Here is a 19090-nt window from a genome sequence, read left to right as displayed (position 1 = left end):
ATGAGGGTATGCGCGTTGTAGTCACTCAATAAAACCTTAATTTATCCTTGGGCACCATGCAGCTCTATTGCAGTAAACAACACACAAATAATGGTAGTAACCGCTTTTGTACCCATTGCGGTGAGCCATTACCTCTTGCTGTGGGGCAGGTTGTGGATAATCGCTATCAAATTATCCGTCATCTAGGGCAGGGCGGCTTTGGACGCACCTATTTGGCGGAGGATATAAATAAATCTCATCAAACATGTGTGCTGAAGGAATTTGCACCCCAAGTACAAGAACAGCAAGATTTACAAAAAGCTAAAGAGTTATTTGAGCGAGAAGCGAATGTCCTGAAAACACTCCAGTATCCACAAATTCCGCGTTTTCACGCCTCGCTACAAGTGAAGATAGGCACTAAGGATTTTTTCTTTCTAGTGCAAGATTATGTGGATGGTGACAATTATTACCAATTATTAGAACAACGCAAGAGTCAAGGAAAAACTTTCAGCGAAGAGGAAGTAATCACGCTACTGCAACAGATTTTACCTGTGTTATCCTACATCCACTCACGAGATGTAGTTCACCGTGATCTCTCTCCCGATAATTTGATTTGGCGGCGTTCTGATAATCTGCCAGTGCTGATTGATTTTGGTGGTGTCAAGCAATTGCCAGCTTCTCAAGGTTTTTGGCGGACTAAGTTGGTTGGAAATAACACTTTACTAGGTAAAAAAGGCTACGCTCCAGAAGAACAGCTACGGCAGGGAAAAGCCTTTTTTAGTAGTGATTTATATTCTTTAGCGGTGACGACATTGGTGTTGCTCACAGGTGAAGAACCGCAAAAATTATACGACAGCTATCAGGGAATTTGGGCATGGGGAAAGGAAATCCGAGTTAGTCCCCAACTGGAAGCGGTGTTAAAAAAGATGCTGGCTTATAAACCGAGCGATCGCTACCAACGAGCCGAGCAAATCCTCAAAGATTTACCATCGCCAACTGCTAGTAAACCCACAGGTAATTATATTACCACTAAGATCAAGACGATGGTAGTTGCTCCAGGAAGACAACGCGCCAGTGCTATTGTGAGTAGATTCCAGAGCAAAACGCAAGCAATCGCTAAACCGATATCTTGGCCTGTTTGGATTCGCCCTTTTGTGATGAGTTTAGGGGGAACAGCTTTAGTTGGATTAACTTTGGCTATGGGAAATGCTGTTATTCGGAGCGTATCTTCAATCACTATCCCATCAATTTCATTACCACAAATTCCCCAATTCCCAAATCCGCTTGGTAAACCAGTCAGTGACAAAGGAAAAAATCGTCAACTCCAAGAAATTAACAGTCGTCGTCAACAGCTAGAAATTACTGAAGGATTTTTTATTCCTTTCGTAGATAATTTATTTTATACAAAAAAACCGGAATTAAAGGGACGTAGCTTGACATCTAAACCTGAAGATGCTGGTTTACGAGATGAATGGTCTGGTGTCGCTGACGATTTATTAAATAAACTGGAACAGGCTGATCTCAGTACAGTATCTCGTCGTAAACTGGGTAAATATACTGCACAAAATTACGAAATATGGAGACGACAAGCGCGATCGGGGCAGTTTGGGAATTATACAATTGATCAACTGAACAAAGACACAAATGAAAAATTTGATCAGTTGTTTCCTAGTCAGCAGCGTGGGAAACTGAATCAACAGACTTTTGGCCAAATTTGGTATGCGATCGCAGCTGATCAACTCAGTAAAGTCCAATCTGGCAAGTAAAGAAACTAAGGACTGGGGAAGAATCATTAATAACAAATGACAAATGACAAACGACAAACATGAGTTATAGTATCCAACCGGGACTAACTTTAGGCGATCGCTATCTAATTGTGCGTCAAATTGGTCAAGGTGGCTTTGGACGTACTTATTTAGCTGAAGATGCCAACCGTTTCCGCGAACTTTGTGTTTTAAAAGAATTTTCCCCCCAAGTTCAAACCGCTTACGTTGTCCAAAAAGCTGAAGAACTGTTTGAGAGAGAAGCGAGTGTTCTCTATAAACTGCAACATCCCCAAATTCCCCGCTTCCGGGAACTGCTTCGCCTGAACTTAGGGGGCAAAGAATATCTATTTTTGGTGCAAGATTATGTGGAAGGGGAAACTTACAACTCGTTGTTAAATGCCCGGATACAACGGGGTTTGCGCTTTACAGAAGTAGAAATACGCCAATTGTTGCAGCAAATTTTGCCAGTGTTGGAATACATCCACTCACTAGGAGTAATTCACCGAGATATTTCTCCAGATAACTTAATGCTTCGCACTGTTGATCAACTACCAGTGTTAATTGATTTTGGTGGCGTCAAACAAGTAGTAGCAACCGTTGCTTCCCAATATTATCAACCCGGTGTAGTTGCACCTCCCCCAGCACCAACCCTATTAGGTAAAGTAGGATTTGCCCCCCCAGAACAGATGCAAACTGGGTTAGTATCTCCCCACAGCGATTTGTATGCAATGGCCGCAACAATGGTGGTTTTACTGACAGGAAAACAACCCCAAGAATTAATTGATCCCTACACTCTCAGCTGGCAGTGGCAACGGGAAGTTAGCCTGAGTCAAATTTTGGCACAGGTATTAGATAAAATGCTATCTGCCAGACCAAGCGATCGCTATCAATCAGCCCGTCAAGTACTCCAAGCCCTCAACCCGCCCTCAGTTAACTATCCCCCAACTCAATACCCCACTCCACCAGATCCCACATCTGCCACCTTCGCCATCTCTCCACCTCCGCCATCCCACTCATCTTCTCCCCCTCCCTCCTGGTGGACACCAATAAAAACCTTCCTAGTGGCGGCGGCAGTAGCTGGTAGTGTTGGATTAATTTGGTGGGGAATGAATAGTAGGCGCGATATAGGGGAAGTCAAACCTACTCCTACAGCCAGCCCAATTCCAACCAGTGAACAACCAACTGATCCCTTAGCGCAATATTCGCCAGCAGAACGGGAACGCAAAGAAAGATTAAGCGATCGCCGTCAACAATTGGGTATTGATGAGAAGTTCTACATTAACTTGGTGAATCAAGTTTTTTGGGACAGAAATCCCAGTTTACGGGGACGCACTCTCAGCAACGGTACCGAAGATGAGAATTCGCGGGCAAAATGGGATAAAACAGCCTCAGAATTGCTGGAAAAGCTAGCGCCACTGAGTTCAAAGACACGTCAAAAACTAGGAACTTACACAACTGCTGAACGCGAACGCTGGAAAGTAGAAGTCAACAAAATCAATGTTGGTAGGCGTTCTTTGTATGATTTGGGAGATGCTGCTTTCTTAAATGTATTCCCCGAACAGCGTGGTAAAAATTTCCGAGATCAGCCCATTATTGGACAAGTTTGGTACGGTTTTGTTAGCGATCGACTCAGTGCGATCGTCGGCGGTAGCGCTTTCGAGAAACTTGTCTTTGATCCGGGCGCTACTGGCAAAACAGTTAGCGGTACTCTCCAACCTGGAGGTGGTAAAGTATTTATTGCTGGACTTGCCAAAGAGCAATCTCTGGAATTGAAGCTAGAAGCAAATTTCCAAGTTTTGTTATCAGTCTATTCACCTTCTGGCAAAATTCAATTTTTAGAAGATTCTACCCAGCGGACTTTGTCAACTAAATTACCAGAAAAGGGATTTTACGAATTTGTCCTAGTTTCCACAGCATCGAAACCACTAGATTATCAACTCAGCATTACAGTGGAAAATCCCACTCCTCCCCCATTGCCAATACCAACGCCAACTCCTACACCAACGCCAACTCCTACACCAACGCCAACTCCTACACCAACGCCCACGGAAACACCCACACTTACACCAACTCCCACGCCAACGCCAACGCCAATTTCTACACCAACTCCTACAGAAACCGCCACACCTGAACCGACACCGACGCAACAGACAACGCCTAAGTAGAGAGTTATTTATTTTTGAATTTTGAATTTTGAATTGTTAACAAATTCTGGGGGTCTAAGTAAAGAGCTTCTAACAAGCGGCAAGTTTTGTGGCGGGGTCTAAATCCCCTATGCATTACTTATATCATGTCCGCATAATTAGTTATGCTAACCACAGTCATTACACCGACTTCTTAATCCCCTCCTTGCTTGCGGGGAACTCGGTGCCGCCTCTGGGGATTAGGGGCAGAGAGACAAAGCGTAGCTTTGGCGGGGTGGGGTTCTTCGGGTTTAATAAGCAATCAAGCGGACATGATACTAATTACGAATTACGAATTACGAATTAAGTATTGTCCACAACCCCTAAACGCAACGCAATCCGCTTGTATTTCGTTGCATCATAGGGTGTACCTCTGTGCATTACCTGTGAGTTGTCCCAAAAAATAATATCTCCTGGCTGCAAAACATGGGAGTAGACTGGTGTGCAGTCTAGAACAGTCCCAAACAAATCCTCCCAGAAACGTTTTGCTTCCTTTGGTCTATCTTCCATACCAACTGCGATCGCAGTGTCCGAACCTAGATATAATCCTTTTTTACCAGTGACTTTGTGAGTAGACACAATGGGATGCACTTTCCTCGGTACATCAGTCTCTACATTAGTATTCTTAGAAAACATTGGTGGTGAGTGATACATCGACATCTGCTCTAACTGCTGCTGATGTTGACGATCTAAATTATTATAAGCTTCTACCATGTCGAGAAACTCTGTAGTATGGGGCTGCCCATTTACACCTTCCGCAGCCACTTCCACACTATAAAGCATCACAACATATAGTGCATTCATATCCAGTCCCTCTGTGCGGGGGACACCATCTTTATCATGATGCCATTCCCAAGCAAACTTCCCTACTGGTGTTTGAGTAGGTCCCTTGGGATTACCCAAGATACTCACACATTGGCTTTGGAGGTCTGGACTAATATCGGGATCTAATGTTTTGGTTTTGGAATAGCCAAACATTAAGTCACCAAAGGTCTTTCTGGCAAATTCTTCTAACTGCTCTGCGGTGAGGTGTTGCTGTCTAACTACCACAACGCCATGTTTCCAAAGTGATTCCTTTAATTCACGCGACTCTAGATTTGTGAGATTGCTAAGATTGCAACCCCGCAGGACTTCAACTCCGAGTCTTGGTTGGTGTTTAGTTATTGGAGTCATTGCTATGCAACTATTTTTGGAGCAAACTATTCCGATCCCAAATAATTATATAAAATTTATGTAAAGTTTAAGTGTAATTAAGCAAAAAAGTTATGGATTAATATATCAATTAAACTTATCTATTTCACAATGTATTTTTTAATATAAGATTATTATTTTTTAAAAAAAGATATTGTTTACCAAAATATCTGACATTGAAATTTAACTTAACAACTATCTCGTGTTCATCGGAAAAATATCGCAATGTTCACCAAAAAAATCAGTCAGTTCAAACAATAATTAATTCAGAATTACACATATATTTGAATATCTTATCAATCGCACTTATTAAGATTTTAAATTTCTGGTAAAGAAGTTGATGTAACCTCGTACTTCATGGTAATTAAATAATTACAGCGTCGGTTCAAAAAAGTTGAGAAAAAGAAGCAAAATATTTGACCTAATTACTTACCATTTTGGTAATCAATTAAGAAATTTTCAAAAAATAACTTATCTAATTTTGTAGAGTAGGCATCTCGTTTGCTTGCAACAAAAGGCGGACTTTTAGGGTCAGCCCACAATCAGTAATTGGATATTTTTCTTTAGAACTTTCTAACCAAATAATTAATGTTTTCTAATTTAGATTACGCAAATGGCAAGTAATCTATAAAGGACTATTTATTAGTTCTTTGACTAAGGCTGAACTTACGTATTAGTGAAAATTTAGGAGAGATAATATGGCATTTATTTTCGGCACTACAGGTTCTGATACGAGAAATGGGACTTCGGGAAATGACACGATAGTTGGTTGGGCTAGTGGTGGTAATGCCAATAGTACCTCTGGTAACGATACGTTGAATGGTTTGACTGGTAACGATTCCCTCGCAGGTGGGACGGCGAACGACAGTCTAATCGGTGGAGATGGAAATGACACACTTGATGGCGGCACAGGAAACGACACTCTAATCGGTGGTGCAGGTAGTGACACCTTCAAGGGCAGTCAGGGTAACGACAGCATTAATGGCGGAGATGGCATTGATACCGCAGACTACAGTCAACTAGGTCAAACCATTACCTTGTCAGGTGTCGGAACCATTCAAAAAGCTGGGGGATTGGGGCAAGACCAACTCTTTAAGGTAGAAAAGATTATTGCTAATGCTAATGTTGCCAACAACACCATAAATGCATCCCAATCTTTGCCTGGGGTATCTATCACCGTTAACCTACAAACCCAAAGTTTGGCTGTCAATAAGGTTCCTGGTTTGGGAACATTGTCATTTACTGCGGTCAACTTTGATAATGTCATCGGCACAAATGCAAATGACAGCATTGTTGGCGACAGCCAAAATAACCAATTATCCGGTAATAATGGCAATGACACACTTGATGGCGGCACAGGTACTGACACCTTGAATGGGGGAGCAGGAAACGACACTTACATCATTGACGGTGCTGTTGACACGATTATAGAGGCCGCTAATTTAGATATAGATATCGTCCGGTCTTCTATTACCTACACACTAGTTGCGAATGTGGAGAATCTGAGGCTGACCGGAACTAGCGCCATCGACGGGACAGGTAACAGTCTTGACAACTTCCTCTTTGGTAATATTGCTAACAACACTCTGAATGGCGCAGGAGGCAATGACACACTAGATGGTAATTTCGGCAATGATATCCTCAATGCTGGCAACGGCAATGATAGTCTACAGGGCGGACCCGGCAATGACGTACTCAATGGGGGGTCTGGAAACGATATCCTCATCGGTGTTTTCCCCGGTAGTCCGCTTCCACCTGGATTAGGAGAAACTGATAGCTTGACTGGTGGGGCTGGGGCAGATAGATTTATCCTGGGGGACGCTGCAAATGTTTTCTACGACGATAACAACACTACAAGTTCTGGTTTTGGAGACTTGGCTACTATTATTGACTTCGACTCTAGTCAAGATCGAATTGAACTCAAAGGATCTCCACAGGACTACCTCCTGCAAGTTGCTGGAAGCAATACACAAATATTCTTAAACAAACTGGGAGCAGAGCAAGATGAGATCATAGGTGTTGTGCAGGGAGTAGTCGGTCTCAGCCTTGATAGTGACAACTTCACTTTTCTATGAGCGGGAAAATGCTCGCTGTTTAGCGGTTTTGGGACTTTATTGCAATTTAAGATTATTTTCGTAATGTAGAAGCATTTAATCAAAGTCTGTTAGTAAATCTGGTTGGCGATAATGCTGGAAAAGTCGGGTAATTTGCGTTGGCGTTACACGTCCGATGGAAAGTTTTGGTAACGCATCTTCAGAAAAAAAAGCTACTTCTTCAGTTTCAATACTTGATGATGCAGAACCACCGATAATTTCACAGTGAAAAAACAGCTTATAGACATAAAAAGGTAATGGTGGATGTCCCTGTTTGTTTCTGTCATAGACTGCTAAGAGTTTGATAGCGCGTGCTTGATATCCAGATTCTTCATATATTTCTTTTACAACTACCTGACTGGGTGACTCGCCAACATCAGCCCATCCACCAGGCAAACTCCAGCAGCCGTCAGCTTTTTCTTTGACTAACAATATAGTATCATCCCGAAAAATTGCTCCTCGCACATCAACTTTGGGAGTTGCATATCCTACTTCACGGCTAAATAAATCGAGGACATAGCTGTGTTCTACATTTGAGTAAGTCGCCATAATTTCCGTGGCGATCGCTCGTAATTGTTTGTAGCGTTCGATATCATAAACATTCTCAGAATAAGTCAAACCATTTTGAGCGATCGCTTGTAACTTTTGCGCCCATTCCAGCCATTTAGTTTCCACAGTTTTTCCCAAGTTTGTGTAAGTTAGTGTAAGCAAGTACCTGATTCATAAATTTTATTTGACGATGCTTCTTAGTCCATCTCGAAAAATCTGAAAACTTCTAGAGAGGTTGTTTTCTACATCCATGTGCGGAGAAACTTTCTCAGCAAAGTCGATTTTTTGTAAACCTGTCTCATAGCCATATTTTTTTAGGATCTTATTTAGTTGCTCCCATGTACCACCTTTGATAGTATCTGGATTCCGAAATTTGGCTTGCTGGGATAAAGAAACAGGAATCTTTTCATATTCAGCCCTAATTGCTGTCACATCACCTATAAACCATGACTCCAGTTCTTCTACAGCAATTCGATGAAGAACAATATTTCCTTTGTGTTTAGTCACAACACTGCTAGCATCACAAAGTTTCCTCTTTAATTCTTGACAATCACATCTATCTTTATCTACTAAAATCACGATCCGCCAGTCATCCTGCACAGAGTTAGCATAAGCTCTCATCCGCTCAGGTAATCTTTTTAAAAGTCTAGCTTTATTTTGAAAGTTATGAATTTTCAGCGTATGAGTATCACCTATGATTTTAGGGACAATAAAATTTAAAGCAACTTCAGTTGAAGGTTCTTCTACTAAAAACTCTATATGCATAATTGCTACTACTAGTAAGGTAATCCTCTAAGATATCCCTCAGACCACAGATCACCTAAGCCTGCTTGGGATTCTATAAAATGTTTAGCATCATGGATTTGGTCAGCCCTTGTAACAGTTGCATAACCCTTATCATCGCGTTGGAAAATCCAGAGTTGTCTAGCATCTTTTATTGTGTTAACAAAAAATTGGGAGTGGGTAGAAACAAAGACTTGTGCGCGTTGCGAGTAAGCCTGAGCTTCCTCACTTAAAGAATCAAGAAGTCGATGGTGCAGTCCATTTTCTGGCTCTTTGATGCAAAGTAATTGAGGAGGATTAGGGTCATTTAATAATATCAAATATGCCAGTAATTTTAGTGTGCCGTCTGAGGAAAACCTTGCTAGGAATGGTTTAGTAAAAGGTGCATCTTTAAACAAAAGAGCCAGTCTGCCATCAATTGTTGGCTCCGATTCCACTTTTTCTAACTGGGGAACACGGCTAGCCAGTAACTTCAAAATTTTGGATAAAACTTCTTGATGTTCATCAGCAAGATATTGAACTACATTGGCAATATTGTCTCCTTCACGAGAGAGATGTTCCATTGCACCAGCAGTCGCTAGCTGACGAGCTTGATCTGGGATGAAATAAGAGAGAAACCATCCCTCAATAAAACGGCGCAAACTAGCAATGCGTGGGTTATCTGATAATTGACCTATAGTTTTAATAGCCAGAGAACTGGGGTCATCCATTTGATAGTGAATTCTTTTATCATTAATTTCTGGATCTTCACCACTAATTACTTCACCTCCCCCATTTTCAAACTTAAGAAAATCAAATGGTTGTCCACGAGAACCGCGCTTCCATTTGAGAGTTTCTCTTGAAACAATTGGCGCTCCATTTTGTAAAGCAATAGCAACTGTATAGGTGATTTTAGAAGATTTATTATCTTCACGATACTTAATTAAAATTTCAATCTCTTGACCTTGACAATTACGGGAGATGACTTCTTGAAATCTTCCTCGCTTTTCTAACGCTTTGCGAACATTAGTAGTTAGGCAATCTGAAAGAAAACCTATCACATCAAAAAAAGTAGTCTTGCCACTACCATTAGGACCAAGGAAAACGGAAAATGGTTTGATATCTTTTAGGGTGATATTTTGGAGAACTCTATAGTTTTTGACTGAAATTTCTTCAATTCTTGCCATTAAAAAATCACTTCCATAAATTTGGTCACATGGTTGCAAAAATATTAACAAAAATAGTAAGGGCACAGTATCCCGTACCCTTACTAAATTTGCAATCAATTAGCTGATGTTAACAATAGCTTAAGAGCTAACTTTCTTAAGCATCATCTAAAGCCGCAATTCCAGGTAATACCTTACCTTCAAGTAACTCCAAACTAGCGCCGCCGCCGGTGGAGATGTGGCTCATTTGGTCGGCTAAACCAACCTTTTCCACAGCCGCTACTGAGTCACCGCCGCCAATGATGGTAGTTGTGCCAGTTTTGCTAATTTCGGCGAGGGTATGAGCGATCGCTTCCGTACCTGCGGCAAACTTATCAAACTCAAACACACCCATCGGCCCGTTCCAAATTACCGTTTTGGTATCTGCAAGGGCATCTTGAAAAACTTTCACCGAGTCAGGCCCAATATCCAAACCCATCCAACCATCTGGGATATTCTCAATGCTAACGGTTTGAGAATTGGCATCTGGGGCAAAGTTATCTGCTACAACCACATCTGTAGGTAACAGTAAGCTGACACCACGTTCTTTAGCCTTAGCTTCCAAAGACTTCGCTAGTTCCAGCTTGTCTTCTTCTACCAACGACTTACCGACATTCAAACCACGCGCTTTGTAGAAGGTGAAAATCATCCCACCGCCAATGATCAGCTTGTCGCACTTCTCCAGCAACGTTTCAATCACGCCAATTTTGCTGGAAACCTTGGAACCGCCAATAATTGCCGCCAAAGGACGTTGGGGATTTTCAATGGCGTTTTGCAGATATTGCAATTCCTTCTCAACCAAATATCCAGCCACAGAAGGGCTGAGGAATTTAGTCACACCTTCAGTAGAAGCATGGGCGCGGTGTGCAGTACCAAAAGCATCATTTACATAAAAATCAGCATTAGCTGCCAATTTTTTCGCAAATTCTGGGTCGTTTTTCTCTTCTTCTTTGTAAAAACGGACATTTTCCAGTAACAGCACTTGGCCATTTTGCAGGGCGCCAACTTTAGCTGCAACTTCATCGCCAATGGAGTCATCAGTTTTAATGACTTCTTGCCCCAGTAACTCCGAGAGACGCTTGGCAACGGGAGTTAGACGTAATTTGTCATCCACACCTTTGGGACGCCCAAAATGGCTGGCGAGAATGACCTTAGCACCCTTCTGCGTCAAATCTTTGATGGTTGGTAGAGCGGCGCGAATGCGAGTATCGTCGGTAATGTTGCCTTGATCATCCACAGGCACATTAAAGTCAACCCGCACTAAGGCACGTTTCCCAGATATATCAGCCGCAGATAAACTTGCTAAACTTTTTTTTGACACACCAAACTCTCCTGATTGCCTTTTTGTTATTGTTTTGAAAGTAGAACCATCCAGATTTTACCGGAGTCAGGGGTGCCCAAGTGACAGAAATGTTTAAGACAGTACTATTTCCTATTGATCAAAGCCGAGAAACGCGGGAAGCTGCTGACGTTGTTACCAACGTAGTCAAAAAGTACGGCAGTCGCTTGGTGCTGCTGTCTGTGGTAGAAGAACCGCCAAAAGATGCGCCTAGTGCAGATCCGATGGTGTCACCAGAGGTAGTTGCTAAACTGCTGGAAAATGCCCAATCTTTATTTTCTGGGCAAGGAATTCAATCCGAAACCCTGGAAAGGCAAGGCAAACCAGCTTTTACTATCTGCGATGTCGCTGATGAAATCGGGGCCGATTTAATCATCATGGGCTGTCGAGGGCTAGGCTTGACTGAAGAGGGAGTAAGTGATAGTGTCACCACTCGCGTGATTAACCTTTCCCCTTGCCCAGTGCTGATTGTCCCTTAGGTTTTATAGGAGCGATCGCTTCTAGTATAGATATACGCTCTCGTATCCACCAAGAGTGCGATCGCTACGGCGGGCTATTCGGTGTCGCTAACTCTGATTATTTAGGCTTAAACTCCGTATACTTGCCCCCTAAACCTTCTACAATCGTGCGTGTATTGGCAATTAACATTCCCTCATAAGTTTCGCCCTCTGTGCCCTTTTCTCCCAAACCATCAGCAAACAATTCTCGGTCTGAAACCTTAACTTTTGCCTCTTTTGCTACCGCTTGAATTAGTTTAGGATTAATCGTTATTTCCGCAAAAATCGTCGGCACACCCTCTTTTTGAATAACCTTTGATAATGCACCTACTCGTGCAGGTGTCGGCGCTTCTTCTGTGCTAATGCCCCCTAGTGCCACTTCAATGGGAATTCCATAAGCTTTGGAATAGTAACCAAAAGCATCATGGGTGGTGACTAATTTGCGTTGCTTGGGTGGAATTGTGGCAATCTGTGATTTTATCCAGGTGTCTATCTGGCTGATTTCGTTTGTTAATTTTTGGGTGTTGCTGGTATAAGTAGCAGCATTATTTGGAGCTACCTTTGCTAATTCTTGGGAGATAGTTTGAGCTATAGCTATCCCATTCTGGGCATTGTGCCATACATGGGGGTCGGTAACAGTTTTACCATCATCCTCAAACTGCTGGGGTTTGGGGACTGCAACTTCATCTACAGCCACTTTGGGAGCAGAATTTGAAGTTGCTTTAATTAATTTGATTAAACCAGGTTCAAAATTGTAGCCACCATAGAGAATTAACTTAGCCTGCTCAATTGCTTTGCTATCCTCCGGCTTTGGTTGGTATACGTGCGGATCTGAACCGGGATCGATTAAGCATTTCAGGTCAATTGTATCGCCTGCGATTTCTTTAGTTAAGCCACAAGCAACAGTGTTGGTGGCGACTACTAACGGGCCTTTAGCACTAACTTCTGCAACAAGTGAAGTACCTGTTTGGGGAGCCGCCACATTATTAGGAGGCGTGGGAGTCGATTGACTGGTTTCTGATGTCGTACTACATCCAAGTACTCCCCATGTTAAGGCAAGAGCCGCTAAGGATTTCAATCGTAGTTTGTAAGATATCATAAATCTGATTGCTTTAGTTATAGTGATTATCATTATCATATAAATGGTAAATTTATGTTAGAAGTTAAACATTTAGCTGTAAATTACCGAGGAGTGACGGCGGTTGAGGATGTCAGTTTCCGCTCCTTACCGGGACAAATTGTGGGTGTAATTGGCCCAAATGGTGCTGGTAAAAGCACAATGGTGAAGGCAATTTTGGGCTTAGTACCAACGGCGAGTGGAGTTGTCAAGTTTCGATCTCGCGCTTTGAAACAACAATTAAGTTCTGTTGCGTATGTACCGCAGCGATCGCAAATAGACTGGGATTACCCGATCACAGTTTGGCATGTGGTGCTGATGGCGCGGACTGTGCATACTGGCTGGTTTCGCACACCTTCACGATCCTCTCAAGAAATAGTTAAAGATGCTTTGGCAAGGGTGGGGATGTTAGAGTTGCGATCGCGTCAAATTGGAGAATTATCAGGCGGACAGCAGCAGCGAGTATTTTTAGCAAGAGCTTTAGCACAACAAGCCGAATTATTATTTTTCGATGAGCCATTTGTCGGAGTTGATAAAAAGACCGAAGCCGTCATGTTTGATGTGTTTGAAGAACTAAAATCTCAAGGCAAGATTTTGCTGATAATTACTCATGATTTAGGAACAGCTTTGACAAAATGCGATCAATTACTATTATTAAATAAACAAATAATTGCTAATGGTTCTATGAAAGAAGTAATGACAGCAGATAATATTCAACGCGCTTATGGAGGTAGTATATTTCTATTTAACAGGGAAGTAGTTTAATGTTAAATTGGCTAATTGAACCCTTAAGTTTTGAGTTCATGCGCGGAGCGCTCACTACGGCAATTCTACTAGGAGTTCTTTGCGCTGTTGTCGGTAATTATCTCATTGTTCAACGCATGGGAATACTGGGAGATGTAATTGCTCATGCAGTTTTGCCAGGACTGGCTATAGCTTTTTTCTTAGGGATTGATATTTTCTTAGGTGCTTTTATCTGCGGAACTCTCAGCACCTTTGTAATTGCTTGGATTCAATCTCAATCCCGCATTAAAGTTGATGTAGCAATGGCGTTAGTTTTTTCTGGCTTTTTAGCTTTGGGTATCATGTTGATTACTTTATTGAAAAGCAAATTAGACCTGCATGAATTTTTATTTGGCGATATTTTGAGCGTAACCACAGATGATGTGAAGCGGACTGTAATTATCACAGTTGTTGTCTTGCTTTTAATTAAACTATTTTACAAAGAATTGTTATTTTACACCTTTGACCCACTTGGCGCTCAAGCGAGTGGTTTACCGATTAATTTGATTCATTTTGCCTTAAATGGTGCTATTACTTTGACGATTGTTGCTAGTATGCAAACTGTGGGCGTAGTTTTAGTTGTTTCACTACTGATTGGCCCAGGAATTACAGCTTATTTATTAGTAAAAGAGTTACACCAAATGATGCAATTAGGCGCAATTATTGGTGTGATTAGCAGCGTAACTGGAATGTATATTAGTTATTATTTAAACGTCCCATCAGGCGCTGCGATCGTTTTAGTTGTTTCCGTCCTATTTTTATTAGCATTATTTTTTAGTCCTACCCAAGGAATTTTGACCAGACCAGAAATGGCTGATCGAAGAGCTAGGTTTCTTAGCCAGTTCAAATTTAAAAAGACGAAGTGAGCTAGTGCATTCCTGAGCCACCCCGTTGAGCGGATGAAGGTGTCGCCTTGCGTCGGAATCTTCTGAGAATCTCTTGAGCGTCACCCGGAGGGTGATTCATACCGGCTGATCCAATCTCAATTCCTGTCAGTAGATCACAAAGTTTTTTAGAAGTTATACCACAGGCAATACGGTAGTGATCGCTCTATTACGAATGCTGAATACTCCTTCTTCACGAGGGCACAAACCCTTGTTTTCCGTTAACTTCCAAAAGTTTGTGATCTACTGAATGTTTACAGCAGATTGCAACAAGCGCCTCTGTACAGATTATTGTAAGGGCACAACATTGTTGTGCCCCTACCCTGTATACCTCATTTACCTGAAAAACGCTGTATTTGCCTAATAGCTTAAAAGCGATAGTTGCGATCGCGCACCCACATACTAACTGGCACTGCTTTACCCTGTGGATCTACTTTCGCCTTCACCACAATGGGTGGTATTTGTCCCCTGCGGGCGCGTTGGGCTTGTAAGTCGTTCCTAATCTGCCGCCGTTGGTTTTCTTTGATGTAATATGTTTCCAAGCCGTAATTAACAGAGCCATCCTGATAAACACCTTTTAAGGCTACCTGATTGGCTCTAAGAGTTGTGGGGCGATCGCTACTTACTCGTAACGGTCTCCAAGCTCTAGGAACACCACGACCAGAGGATAATTGCTCTTGCAAAGTCACGTAGATGTTGGTTCCTTCAGGCAATCTTCTACCACTCCCACGACCTTTGCTGACTAACGTCTGCCAACCAGATAGTCTGCTCAAATTTGCGGTACGGGATATGTTGTAATCTAACGCTAAGGTGTTACCTTGCAGCAGATTATTAGGGTTTACAGGTACGGTTTGCAAAATCACCGTTTTGCCCGCCACATCTGTATAAAGCGCTTGGGCTGGTACTGCCATAATTAGCCCTGTTTGCAGCGCCAGGGGAGCTAGTAACCGCCAAAAAGGTAAGGGCTTATTCGATTTTTGTTCAGTAGCAATCAAGTAATCCCGAAAAGTCACCTTACTGGAGAATTCAGCTTCGGGAGACAAAGCTTTATTTTTAGATTCAGAAGAACTATTAGTCATGAGCGTAGTCCTAAAAAGCAGAGGTCTTGAGGAGGTCAAAAGTAACGAGATTAGGACTAACGCAGAGAAACTTTAAAAACTTTGACGCACAGAGATATTGATGATGGCGAGATTTCAGAAGGAGTTAGAAGGCGCGATTAATGGTGTCTGTAAAGGAGTTAGGAGTAGAGACGCGATTAATCGCGTCTGTGCAAGGTGAAATTATCAATGTTCAAACTCCATCACTTTATGATTGGGCTTTTCCTGACTTCTGAATTCTGACTCCTGAATTCTTTCATCTTTTGCACTACTTTTTACTTGTAGAGCTAGAGCCACCAGGTAGGCGGCGTTCAAACCAAAGTCCAGCGCTGATTAAGGCAGAACCGCATAAGACAAAGACCAACGACTTAAAAAGTAAGTCGGTATTGTACTCTTGCACGCGACTGACAATTTGCAGTGTTAATAATAGCATACCGCCCCAAAAGGAACTTCTGTTGCTTAATTTCAATCCTTCTTGAATTAGTCCCCAGGCTAATGTTGCTAGAAGTACATTGAAAATAAAAATGCCAAGTTCATCAACCCGGCTGATAGTTTGATGCCAAAAAGGTACTAGGGTAATAAAGACAAGAAAGGTACTAATAACAGCAGTCGTGAAAATCACTTCGCGGCGCGGAGGATTATTTGTTTGACGCAGTAAAAACAACCATTGCAATACCGCCAAGCCGCTGAGAATTCCCAAATCGATGATCGGCAGAGACTGGAACAAGTTTGTCACATTGGTTGGCTGATTATAACCATAATTTGGAGATTCCCAGACCCAACGAAAAGACAAGATATAAAAGACAATACCGAAGCTTACCAACGCTAAATTACGGGCTAGATATTGAAACAACCTGTAATTTATGCTTGGAAACAGCAGATCATCATAACTCCAGAATAATGCAGGTGGGAGTGCAAAAGCAAAAGACGCCACCCAAGGGGCTATATCAGCATAATTTAGCAGTGGCAGGGGATTAAGGTTAGCTTGTAAGGAACTAGCAAAAACAAAGGCTGCTAGACCAAAAATCCAACGCGATCGACAGAAGTAGGCTAAGGGTACAAACACCAGCCATGCCAACAAAGGCAGATGCTGCACTATTAGCCGCGACCAAGTTAACTCTCCTGAAGAGTACCACAAGTCTTCTAGTCCAGTCCAGTAACCGATTTCCACGAGGACAATTGATAGAATTCCTAAAGAATTTAAGCACAAACTGAAGGCCATCACCACAACACCCAACCCCCAGGCGAGAAACAGTTGGGAAGTTGAACCGGCAATATTGAACATCTGGGCCATCAGCAGTAAATTTGCACCGAAAATGAAGGCGCTTAAAATTAGTAAACCCTCTCCTAATAAGCGTTTGCTTCGTTCTGGCTTCTTCCCTTCAGGTGGTCTCCAAGTGTAAAATCCAGTGATCGCGATCGCAAAAAACAAACTTATCATCAGAATAAATTTGATTTCTCGTGACCCTCCCTGCCAGTTTCCTGCTACAAAGGTAATTATGCCTAAGCATAAAAGTATGCTGCCTATAGTAATGGCGATCGCTTTATTGCGATCGCGTGCAGCAGCTTCCAGGTTTTTAAATTGATAACGTTCTGCTATTTGCTCATATTGTGAAGAACTAATTAATCCTTCATCCCTCCATAGGTGTGCTTCTTTGCGTAATTTTTGCGGAAAATTATCTAAGTTCATGACCTTCTCCGGTGCAGTGGGGTAGCTTGGCCATTGCGATCCCAATGGCGGTCATTATATTTTGAGTATGAAGCCAAAAGCCTTAATTACATTGTTCTTCTGTAACAGTTTTATTTGGATTCTAATACAACGTACTAATTCGTAATTCGTAATTCATAATTAACATGGAAAAACCTTCTAATTTATTACTTAAAGTCTCACGGCGTTTGTTCAGTAATCTAGATGAACAAGAAAAATTTATTGAGGCTTTAATGAATCCTCAGCCTTTTTCACCGAGTATTCTTTGGTGTCAAGAAAAGCCAGAAATTTCGCCTTTGGCAGTGGAAACACCAACCTCTTGGCAACCACAATTTATAGACCGCTTATATTTGGGAGAAAAACCAGGTCAGCATCCCTTGCATGAAAAAGGATATTTCTATTGTTTAGATTTTTCTTCGGTGTTTGCAGCTACTACTTTGTTAGCTATTCCTCAGTCAGTGCGTTTAGTTTTTGATATGTGTGCTGCACCAGGAGGTAAAAGCATCTTCGCTTGGAAAGCTTTACAACCTGACTTACTTATTAGTAATGAAGTAATTGGCAAACGTCTGGGAATGCTAATTTCTAATTTGAAACGTTGCCAGATCAGCCCTAGTGCAGTGGTTAATAGAGATTCTAGTATATTTGCCGAAATGTTTCCCGGCTCTAGCAATCTAGTAATAGTAGATGCTCCTTGTACGGGACAATCTTTACTTGCTAAAGGTGAAAAAGCACCCGGATGTTTTCACCCAACTGCTATTAACAAGAGTGCAAACCGGCAAAAGCGTATTATAGCTAACTCTGCTAATATTGTTTCACCACAAGGCTATCTTGCTTATATGACTTGCACCTATTCACCCGAAGAAAATGAGCAAGTTTGTGAATGGTTTTTGGAACGCTTTCCCCAGTTTCAGGCAATAGAAATTACTAATTTATCTAAATATCAATCGCATTTAACTACAATGCCTTGTTATCGGATATTTCCTCAAGATAGGTTAGGCGCTGGTGCATTTACAGTACTATTTAAAAATACTAATGAAGATGAGCGTAAAGAAGTAGATTTAAATACAATATCTTCACTGTATATCTACCAAAATCTGAAAAAATTAAGTTAATTACATTGTTGGCATATATTTCAATGCACTTGGGTTAAAATTTCATCCTCCCTAACCCTGCTTAAAAAGGAGGTAATTAGAGTAAGCCTTTTGAAGGGGGATTAGGGGGATATTAATCTCATTCCCAGTCTCTGACTGGGAATGCAACTGTGAGGCTCCGCCTCTTGTCTAAATTACGAAATTAATAAAAAACCTTCAATAATTAACTCTTATGAATAATAAAGCTTATTTAACCTTTTCGTAACCTAAGTTTAACCAAGATTTATCCGCTATCGGCGTTAGACTTTTTGAAATAAACATTATACAAAAAAGCTAGACCGTACAGGGTGTAAATTAGATGAGTCGAAAAGTCAGCAAAGTGTTTAACCAGTCTGGGGTGATTCCTTATAGAGTGAACAATGGCAAAATGGAAATATTGCTAATCACGACCCGTAATTTTCAAGATTGGGTAATTCCGAAAGGAGATATTCCTAATGGTATGAGTCCGCCCGCTTCAGCAGCCAAAGAGGCGTGGGAAGAAGCAGGGGTGATTGGGCAGGTAGATGCGAATGAACTGGGCACTTACAAGTACCGGAAACGAGGCAAAAGTTACTGCGTTAAGATGTATTTATTACCAGTCGAGATGCTGAGTGAAGATTATCCAGAAGCAAGTAAAAGAAAACGGCAGTGGGTAGAAGTGTCTAAAGCTATCAGGCTGGTTAAGTTTAATTCACTTAAACGAATTCTTAAAGGTTTTTTCCAGGTCAAATCTCACTTTTGTGCATTACGATGTTAAGTAAGTGGGCAAGAATAAATCAAACTATGTTACGCAATGTAAAATTAACT

Annotated in this window: 16 protein-coding genes; 8 read left to right on the top strand and 8 right to left on the bottom strand. The window is 41.7% G+C overall.

The features are described 5' to 3' along the window. The first annotated feature begins 56 nt into the window (after positions 1–56). Together V7K36_RS27570 and V7K36_RS27565 are read left to right on the top strand one after the other, a co-directional pair. Positions 57–1745: a serine/threonine-protein kinase gene (locus V7K36_RS27570; protein WP_335120864.1), complete on the top strand. Its 1689-nt coding sequence runs from the start codon at positions 57–59 to the stop codon at positions 1743–1745. Between the two features lie 59 nt (positions 1746–1804). Further along, positions 1805–3910: a serine/threonine-protein kinase gene (locus V7K36_RS27565; protein WP_335120863.1), complete on the top strand. Its 2106-nt coding sequence runs from the start codon at positions 1805–1807 to the stop codon at positions 3908–3910. Positions 3911–4231: 321 nt separating this feature from the next. On the opposite strand, the gene V7K36_RS27560 is transcribed toward V7K36_RS27565, so the two are convergent. Next, positions 4232–5101, bottom strand: a complete 870-nt coding sequence (locus V7K36_RS27560; RefSeq protein ID WP_335120862.1) for a TauD/TfdA dioxygenase family protein — start codon at positions 5099–5101, stop codon at positions 4232–4234. Between the two features lie 716 nt (positions 5102–5817). On the opposite strand from V7K36_RS27560, the gene V7K36_RS27555 reads away from it, so the two are divergent. Further along, on the top strand, positions 5818–7194 hold the full coding sequence (locus V7K36_RS27555; protein ID WP_335120861.1) for a calcium-binding protein: 1377 nt from the start codon (positions 5818–5820) through the stop codon (positions 7192–7194). A 75-nt stretch (positions 7195–7269) separates the two neighbouring features. Here V7K36_RS27555 and V7K36_RS27550 read toward each other — a convergent pair whose 3' ends face one another. The 4 genes from V7K36_RS27550 to V7K36_RS27535 form a co-directional block, all read right to left on the bottom strand. Continuing rightward, on the bottom strand, positions 7270–7887 hold the full coding sequence (locus tag V7K36_RS27550) for an NUDIX hydrolase (protein WP_335120860.1): 618 nt from the start codon (positions 7885–7887) through the stop codon (positions 7270–7272). Between the two features lie 54 nt (positions 7888–7941). Beyond that, positions 7942–8526, bottom strand: a complete 585-nt coding sequence (locus V7K36_RS27545) for a DUF4276 family protein (protein WP_335120859.1) — start codon at positions 8524–8526, stop codon at positions 7942–7944. Between the two features lie 11 nt (positions 8527–8537). After that, complete coding sequence (locus V7K36_RS27540) at positions 8538–9710, bottom strand: AAA family ATPase (protein WP_335120858.1); 1173 nt, start codon at positions 9708–9710, stop codon at positions 8538–8540. A gap of 136 nt (positions 9711–9846) precedes the next feature. Continuing rightward, positions 9847–11049 (bottom strand): phosphoglycerate kinase, encoded by a 1203-nt coding sequence (locus V7K36_RS27535; protein ID WP_335120857.1) that lies wholly within the window; start codon positions 11047–11049, stop codon positions 9847–9849. An 89-nt stretch (positions 11050–11138) separates the two neighbouring features. Here V7K36_RS27535 and V7K36_RS27530 point away from each other — a divergent pair, with 89 nt between their 5' ends. Continuing rightward, on the top strand, positions 11139–11546 hold the full coding sequence (locus V7K36_RS27530) for a universal stress protein (protein WP_334944860.1): 408 nt from the start codon (positions 11139–11141) through the stop codon (positions 11544–11546). Positions 11547–11643: 97 nt separating this feature from the next. Here the strand turns inward: V7K36_RS27530 and V7K36_RS27525 are convergent, their stop codons facing one another. Next, positions 11644–12663, bottom strand: coding sequence for a metal ABC transporter solute-binding protein, Zn/Mn family (locus V7K36_RS27525; protein ID WP_335120856.1), 1020 nt, complete (start codon positions 12661–12663; stop codon positions 11644–11646). Between the two features lie 54 nt (positions 12664–12717). Here V7K36_RS27525 and V7K36_RS27520 point away from each other — a divergent pair, with 54 nt between their 5' ends. Together V7K36_RS27520 and V7K36_RS27515 are read left to right on the top strand one after the other, a co-directional pair. Then, entirely contained in the window at positions 12718–13446 is a 729-nt protein-coding gene (locus V7K36_RS27520) for a metal ABC transporter ATP-binding protein (protein WP_335120855.1), read from the top strand. Next, on the top strand, positions 13446–14330 hold the full coding sequence (locus tag V7K36_RS27515; protein ID WP_335120853.1) for a metal ABC transporter permease: 885 nt from the start codon (positions 13446–13448) through the stop codon (positions 14328–14330). The genes V7K36_RS27520 and V7K36_RS27515 overlap by 1 nt, the downstream gene beginning before the upstream one ends. A gap of 386 nt (positions 14331–14716) precedes the next feature. Here the strand turns inward: V7K36_RS27515 and V7K36_RS27510 are convergent, their stop codons facing one another. Continuing rightward, the gene (locus tag V7K36_RS27510; protein WP_335120852.1) at positions 14717–15427 is read right to left on the bottom strand and encodes a GDYXXLXY domain-containing protein; all 711 of its coding nucleotides are present in this window, start codon (positions 15425–15427) and stop codon (positions 14717–14719) included. 286 nt (positions 15428–15713) lie between these two features. Beyond that, the gene (locus V7K36_RS27505; protein WP_335120851.1) at positions 15714–17135 is read right to left on the bottom strand and encodes a DUF2157 domain-containing protein; all 1422 of its coding nucleotides are present in this window, start codon (positions 17133–17135) and stop codon (positions 15714–15716) included. A 164-nt stretch (positions 17136–17299) separates the two neighbouring features. Between V7K36_RS27505 and V7K36_RS27500 the strand changes: the two genes are divergently transcribed. Beyond that, a complete protein-coding gene (locus V7K36_RS27500) occupies positions 17300–18265 on the top strand; it encodes an RsmB/NOP family class I SAM-dependent RNA methyltransferase (protein WP_335120850.1) in 966 nt (321 codons plus the stop codon). 337 nt (positions 18266–18602) lie between these two features. Beyond that, positions 18603–19040 (top strand): NUDIX hydrolase, encoded by a 438-nt coding sequence (locus V7K36_RS27495; protein ID WP_335120849.1) that lies wholly within the window; start codon positions 18603–18605, stop codon positions 19038–19040. Positions 19041–19090: the final 50 nt, after the last annotated feature.

The sequence above is a fragment of the Nostoc sp. genome (assembly GCF_036919555.1).
GTDB lineage: Bacteria > Cyanobacteriota > Cyanobacteriia > Cyanobacteriales > Nostocaceae > Nostoc.
The sequence above is the reverse complement of the archived record's forward strand: the minus strand, read 5'-3'. Positions and strand labels throughout refer to the sequence as shown.

Bases quoted from the DNA above. Each gene is read 5' to 3' on its own strand.
- V7K36_RS27570 (WP_335120864.1), top strand. From the start codon at position 57: ATGCAGCTCTATTGCAGTAAACAACACACAAATAATGGTAGTAACCGC.
- V7K36_RS27565 (WP_335120863.1), top strand. From the start codon at position 1,805: ATGAGTTATAGTATCCAACCGGGACTAACTTTAGGCGATCGCTATCTA.
- V7K36_RS27560 (WP_335120862.1), bottom strand. From the start codon at position 5,101: ATGACTCCAATAACTAAACACCAACCAAGACTCGGAGTTGAAGTCCTG.
- V7K36_RS27555 (WP_335120861.1), top strand. From the start codon at position 5,818: ATGGCATTTATTTTCGGCACTACAGGTTCTGATACGAGAAATGGGACT.
- V7K36_RS27545 (WP_335120859.1), bottom strand. From the start codon at position 8,526: ATGCATATAGAGTTTTTAGTAGAAGAACCTTCAACTGAAGTTGCTTTA.
- V7K36_RS27540 (WP_335120858.1), bottom strand. From the start codon at position 9,710: ATGGCAAGAATTGAAGAAATTTCAGTCAAAAACTATAGAGTTCTCCAA.
- V7K36_RS27530 (WP_334944860.1), top strand. From the start codon at position 11,139: ATGTTTAAGACAGTACTATTTCCTATTGATCAAAGCCGAGAAACGCGG.
- V7K36_RS27525 (WP_335120856.1), bottom strand. From the start codon at position 12,663: ATGATATCTTACAAACTACGATTGAAATCCTTAGCGGCTCTTGCCTTA.
- V7K36_RS27520 (WP_335120855.1), top strand. From the start codon at position 12,718: ATGTTAGAAGTTAAACATTTAGCTGTAAATTACCGAGGAGTGACGGCG.
- V7K36_RS27515 (WP_335120853.1), top strand. From the start codon at position 13,446: ATGTTAAATTGGCTAATTGAACCCTTAAGTTTTGAGTTCATGCGCGGA.
- V7K36_RS27510 (WP_335120852.1), bottom strand. From the start codon at position 15,427: ATGACTAATAGTTCTTCTGAATCTAAAAATAAAGCTTTGTCTCCCGAA.
- V7K36_RS27505 (WP_335120851.1), bottom strand. From the start codon at position 17,135: ATGAACTTAGATAATTTTCCGCAAAAATTACGCAAAGAAGCACACCTA.
- V7K36_RS27500 (WP_335120850.1), top strand. From the start codon at position 17,300: ATGGAAAAACCTTCTAATTTATTACTTAAAGTCTCACGGCGTTTGTTC.
- V7K36_RS27495 (WP_335120849.1), top strand. From the start codon at position 18,603: ATGAGTCGAAAAGTCAGCAAAGTGTTTAACCAGTCTGGGGTGATTCCT.